Source organism: Trinickia sp., from assembly GCF_051954495.1.
Classification (GTDB): Bacteria; Pseudomonadota; Gammaproteobacteria; order Burkholderiales; family Burkholderiaceae; genus Trinickia.
In genome coordinates this window covers 1-5,421 of the sequence record NZ_JBQCHR010000096.1, presented here as the reverse complement: position 1 = coordinate 5,421, position 5,421 = coordinate 1, and the positions used below count along the sequence as shown (strand labels likewise).

The 5,421-nt window shown below is 66.3% G+C and carries 6 protein-coding genes; 5 read left to right on the top strand and 1 reads right to left on the bottom strand.

The features are described 5' to 3' along the window. Window positions 1-116 precede the first annotated feature (116 nt). Window positions 117-632: a cupin domain-containing protein gene (locus tag ACTHNR_RS13570; protein WP_440548184.1), complete on the bottom strand. Its 516-nt coding sequence runs from the start codon at window positions 630-632 to the stop codon at window positions 117-119. A 230-nt stretch (window positions 633-862) separates the two neighbouring features. Here ACTHNR_RS13570 and ACTHNR_RS13565 point away from each other — a divergent pair, with 230 nt between their 5' ends. From ACTHNR_RS13565 to ACTHNR_RS13545, 5 genes are all read left to right on the top strand, one after another. After that, window positions 863-1,780 (top strand): IclR family transcriptional regulator, encoded by a 918-nt coding sequence (locus ACTHNR_RS13565; protein WP_440548183.1) that lies wholly within the window; start codon window positions 863-865, stop codon window positions 1,778-1,780. Beyond that, window positions 1,777-2,790, top strand: coding sequence for a 2-dehydro-3-deoxygalactonokinase (locus ACTHNR_RS13560; RefSeq protein ID WP_440548181.1), 1,014 nt, complete (start codon window positions 1,777-1,779; stop codon window positions 2,788-2,790). The genes ACTHNR_RS13565 and ACTHNR_RS13560 overlap by 4 nt, the downstream gene beginning before the upstream one ends. A 101-nt stretch (window positions 2,791-2,891) precedes the next feature. After that, window positions 2,892-3,572, top strand: a complete 681-nt coding sequence (locus tag ACTHNR_RS13555) for a 2-dehydro-3-deoxy-6-phosphogalactonate aldolase (protein ID WP_440548179.1) — start codon at window positions 2,892-2,894, stop codon at window positions 3,570-3,572. Continuing rightward, entirely contained in the window at window positions 3,569-4,348 is a 780-nt protein-coding gene (locus ACTHNR_RS13550) for an SDR family oxidoreductase (protein ID WP_440548177.1), read from the top strand. Before ACTHNR_RS13555 ends, ACTHNR_RS13550 begins: the two co-directional genes overlap by 4 nt. Window positions 4,349-4,486: 138 nt before the next feature. After that, window positions 4,487-5,421 (top strand): arabinose ABC transporter substrate-binding protein (locus tag ACTHNR_RS13545; RefSeq protein WP_440548175.1); only part of this gene is annotated, 935 nt, incomplete at its 3' end.

Here is a 5,421-nt window from a genome sequence, read left to right as displayed (position 1 = left end):
CGTTCGCGTGCGCCGCGCGCCCCCGTCTTGGCCCGCCGCTGGGGCGCGGCGTATGTGCCGGTTTGACCGGTATCTGATTTCGACTCGGGCCGCGTGGCGCCCCGCGACTGCGCGAATCAATTGTCGTCCCAGTACGGGACGCTCTCGCTTTCCCTCGAAACGAAGCGGAATGCCCTCGGGCGCTCGCCCGGCGCATCGGCGAATTCGGCGACGATGCCGAACTTGCCCGAATCGGGGTACTCGACGATCTCCGGCATCACCTTCGTGCTCACCGATAAATACTTGAGTTCGACATTCCCAGTATTCGCGATTTGATGCGCTGCTTCCGGGCCGCCGGGCGGGCAGGCGATCACATCGCCCGCGCGAATGGGGTAGACGGCGTCGCCGATGCGCACCTCGCCGGTTCCCTCCAGCACGAAGAACATCTCCTCGTTGACTCGATGGTGATGAAACGGAAATCCGCATTTGCCGGGGGCCAGCGCCGTGACGTTATAACCGAGCTTTTGCGCGCCGATGCGCGCGCCGATCGCGCCCATTCGCGGCGCGTAGCGCTCGGACATCGACTCCGGCGGCGCGAGGCCGGGCGGTAATGGGGACAGTTCTACGTCGGCCAAATTGACGATCGGTTTCATGCTGCGGTCCTCGTGGTGAATGGGGTTGCATGCCGCGACGGCATCTTGCCACGGATCCGCGCAATCGGCTGCAAGTCTCAAAATGTGGGCATCACATTCAAATGTTGGAACGTGTCTGAATGCGTGCCTACAATCCGTCGCGAGCGGTCGAGACATCGGCCGCGCAGAGAAATACGACGGAAACCAGCGATTCGAGAGCGAAGCATTCGAACGAAACGGAGATGCGCCCGATGACTGCCTCTGAACACGAATTGGCCCAGCCCGCCGCGGCAAGCGGCGAATCCGAGCCGTCCTTCGGCCCCGCGACCGTCGCGGCGCCGGAACCGCCTGCAATCGGGGGCTCGCCGCTCGACATCGCCGATCTGCCCGCCGGAACGCAGACACTGCTGCGCGGCCTCGCGATCATCGAGGCCTGCGCGCGCGGCGCCCGCGATATGCGCGCCTTCGCCGCGGCGCTCGGCACCACGCGCAGCACGACACACCGCCTCGTGAGCAGCCTCGTGCAGGCGCGTTATCTGCGTCACGTCCCGAACGGCTATCTGCTGGGTCCGAAGCTGATCGAGCTGGGTACGGTGGCGCTCGAACAGATGCCGTTGACGGCGGTTGCGCGCCCTCATCTCGAGCGGCTTGCGCAGGCGACGCTCGATACGATTCACCTCGGCGTGCGCGACGGCGAAGACGTGCTTTACATCGACAAGATCCCCGGCACGCGCGGGCTAGAAATGCGTTCGCGCGCCGGTCATCGCATGCCGCTCGCCTCGACGGGTATCGGCAAGGCCCTGATGCTCGATTTGTCGCCGCAAATGTGGAGTTCGCTCTACGACTCGGCGCAGCGCGCGCTCGAAGGCGTGCGCTTCGAGCACGACAACCGGCCCGACAAACCGCTGTTCCTGCAGCGCATGGTGCGATATTCGGCGGGGAGCTTTTCGTTCGACCTCGAGGAGAACGAACCGTCGATCCGCTGCGTGGCCGCGCCGGTGCGCGACGCGACCGGCGCGATCGTCGCGGCGGTTTCAGTCGCCAGCACGATTCCCTACATGCCGCACGAGCGCATGGACGAACTGATTCCCGTCGTGCAGCGCGAAGCGCGCGCGATTTCCGAAGAACTCGGCTGGAGTGCGCCCGGAGCGCGCCGTATCAAACGATGAGCGATGTGCAAGCTTTCGCCGCAAGACCGGCGCTGATCGGCCTCGACTGGGGCACCACGGCCATGCGCGCGTACTTGTTCGACGCGTTCGGCAACGTACTCGCCACGCGCGCATCGAGCGACGGGATCATGCGTCTGCCGCAGCCGGGCGGGTTCGAGGCGGCATTCGAAGCCGCGTGCGGCGATTGGCTAGAACCCTCGCCAGGGCTCCCGGTCATTGCGGCGGGCATGGTGGGCAGCGCGCAGGGCTGGCGGGAAGCGCCTTATGTCGACACGCCCGCCGATGCGTCCGCGCTCGTTTCGGGGATCGTGCGAGTGACGACCGGGCGCGGGGTCACCGTGCATATCGTGCCGGGCGTGATCGAGCGCGGCGATCTGCCGAACGTGATGCGCGGCGAGGAAACGCAGATCGTCGGCGCGCTGGCAAGCGAAGCGATCGGCGGCGAGGTGCGCTCGCTCGTCGGGTTGCCGGGCACGCACGCCAAGTGGGCGATCGTGCGAGGCGAGCGCATCGAATCGTTTCACACGTTCATGACGGGCGAGCTCTACGGCGCACTGCGCGAACACACGATCCTGGGACGCACGATGGTGGAACCGCCGGCGCCCGATACGCAGGCTTTCCTGCGCGGCGTGACCGTGGCGAAGCACGCGCACGGCGCGGGGCTGCTCGCGACGATTTTCAGCACGCGCACGCTTGGCTTGACCGGCTCGCTGCAGGCCGACCAGCAGCCCGACTACTTGTCGGGATTGTTGATCGGGCACGAGCTCTGCGGCTTGGCCGCGCTGCTCGAGTCGCGCGGGGCGGGGCTCGCGGGGGAGGCGCCTCGCTTGATCGGCAGCGCCGCGTTGTGCGAGCGCTATCGGCTGGCGCTGACCGAGTTCGGCTGTCCGCGCGCGAGCGTCGTCGAAGGCGCCGCCGAGAGCGGGCTGTGGCGAATTGCCGAGCAGGCCGGCCTCGTGCGGCGCGACGCGACCGCGGCCGCGCCCGCAAGCGAAAGCGCGCCGCGATGAGCCGGCCGCGCGCAGTCTGCTACGCCGATACGCGGTAAGCATGCATCGTCGTTTGACCTATTGAATTGTTCGCGAGCCCAACCCGTTTCATTTAGTACGCCATGCAAACCGAATTCGATCTTCCGAAGCCGTACCTTCCGCACGAGCGCTTCATCGGCGCGTTCGAAGCGTGCCCGTTGATCGCCATCCTGCGTGGCGTCGCGCCTGACGAAGTCGTGGCGCACGGCGCCGCGCTTTATGAGGCGGGTTTTCGCATCGTCGAGGTGCCGCTCAATTCGCCCGATCCGCTCGCGAGCATCGCCGCGCTGCGCCGCGCGCTTCCCTCGGAAGTGATCGTCGGCGCGGGCACCGTGCTGCGCACGACATTCGTCGACGATGTCGCTACTGCCGGCGGGGAGTTGATCGTCATGCCGCATGGCGATACCGAAATCATCGAGGCAGCGAAGGCCCGCGGGTTGGCCTGTGCGCCCGGCGTCGCCACGCCGACCGAAGCATTCGCTGCGCTCGCGAGCGGCGCGGACGTGCTCAAGATGTTTCCGGCTGAACAACTAGGTGTGACGGTCATCAAGGCCTGGCGCGCCGTCATCGCCAAGCGCGTGCCGCTCGTGCCCGTGGGCGGCGTGACGCCGGAGAACATGGGCGCCCTGGTGAATGCCGGAGCGAACGGCTTCGGTCTCGGGTCGGCGTTGTATCGCGCGGGGCAAGACGCTCTAGCGACGGCCGAGCGGGCGCGGGCGTTCATCGCCGCTTGGCGTGCGCTCTCCGAGGGCGCCGCGCGATGAATCGGCTTTCGGGCAAGGTCGCGCTCGTCACGGGCGCTGGCCGAGGAATCGGCGAGGCGATTGCGCACGCATTCGCACGCGAAGGCGCCGCGGTGGTGCTGGCCGAATTGGATGTGGACGCCGCGTGCCGCGCGGCGCAGCGGATCGAGGCGGCCGCGCCGGGCGCCCGCGTGCTGGCCGTGCGGACCGACGTCACGCAGCCGCCGTCGGTGTGCGACGCCCGCGATGCCGCCGAGCACGCATTCGGGCCCGTGGACGTGCTCGTCAACAACGCGGGCATCAATGTGTTCTGCGATCCGCTGACAATGAGCGACGACGATTGGCGCCGTTGCTTCGCGGTGGATCTCGACGGCGTGTGGAACGGTTGTAAAGCGGTGCTGCCGGGCATGGTCGAACGCGGCCGCGGCAGCATCGTGAACATTGCGTCGACGCATGCGTTTCAAATCATTCCGGGCTGCTTTCCGTATCCCGTCGCCAAGCATGGCGTGCTCGGACTGACGCGTGCGCTCGGCATCGAATACGCCGCCAAGCAGGTGCGCGTGAATGCCATCGCGCCCGGTTACGTGGAGACGCAGCTCACGCATGACTGGTGGAACGCGCAGCCCGATCCGCAGGCCGCGCGCCAAGCGACGCTCGCGCTGCAGCCGATGAAGCGTATCGCGCAGCCGGAGGAAATCGCGATGACGGCCGTGTTTCTTGCGTCGGACGAGGCGCCGTTCATCAATGCCTCGTGCATCACGGTCGACGGCGGGCGCTCGGCGCTGTACCACGACTAGGCGTCACGAAAGATTGCTTTGATTGCCGTGCGGCAGCCCCGCATGGCGATGTTCGAACCGGATGACGCACTGGCCGCGTGAGTCGTCCGACATAGATAACGCGGCCGACAACGCTCAATCAGACAGGAGACAAACGTCATGAAGCGCAGAATTTTCCTCACGCTGGCCGCTGCCGCGGCGACTTCGATGGTCGCGGGTGTCCCGGCTGCCCAGGCCGCGGATCCGGTCAAGATCGGCTTCCTCGTGAAGCAGCCTGAGGAGCCGTGGTTCCAAGACGAATGGAAATTCGCGGAAGCGGCCGCGAAGAAGGACGGCTTCACGCTCGTGAAGATCGGCGCACCCTCGGGCGAGAAGGTCATGAGCGCGATCGACAACCTGGCCGCACAGAAGGCGCAAGGCTTCATCATCTGCACGCCCGACGTGAAGCTCGGACCGGGGATCGTCGCGAAGGCGAAGGCCGACAAACTGAAGATGATGACGGTCGACGACCGCCTCGTCGACGGCAGCGGCAAGCCGATCGATTCCGTGCCGCACATGGGCATCTCGGCCTACAACATCGGCCAGCAAGTGGGCAAGGGCATCGTCGACGAAATCAAGAAGCGCGGTTGGGACATGAAGGATGTCGGCGCGATCGACGTGACTTACGATCAATTGCCGACGGCGAAGGATCGGACGCAAGGCGCGACCGATATCCTCTCCGCTTCGGGCTTCCCGAAGGCGAACATCATCGCCGCGCCGCAAGCGAAGACCGATACGGAAAACGCGTTCAACGCCGCCAACATCGCGATCACGAAAAACCCGCAGTTCAAGCACTGGGTGGCATACGGCCTGAACGACGAAGCCGTGCTCGGCGCGGTGCGCGCAGCGGAAGGCCGCGGCTTCAAGGCCGACAACATGATCGGCATCGGCATCGGCGGTTCGGATTCGGCGCTGAACGAGTTCAAGAAGCCGAACCCGACGGGCTTCTTCGGCACGGTCATCATCAGCCCGAAGCGTCACGGCGAGGAAACCTCCACGCTGATGTACGACTGGATCACGCAAGGCAAGGCACCGCCCCCGCTCACGCTGACGAC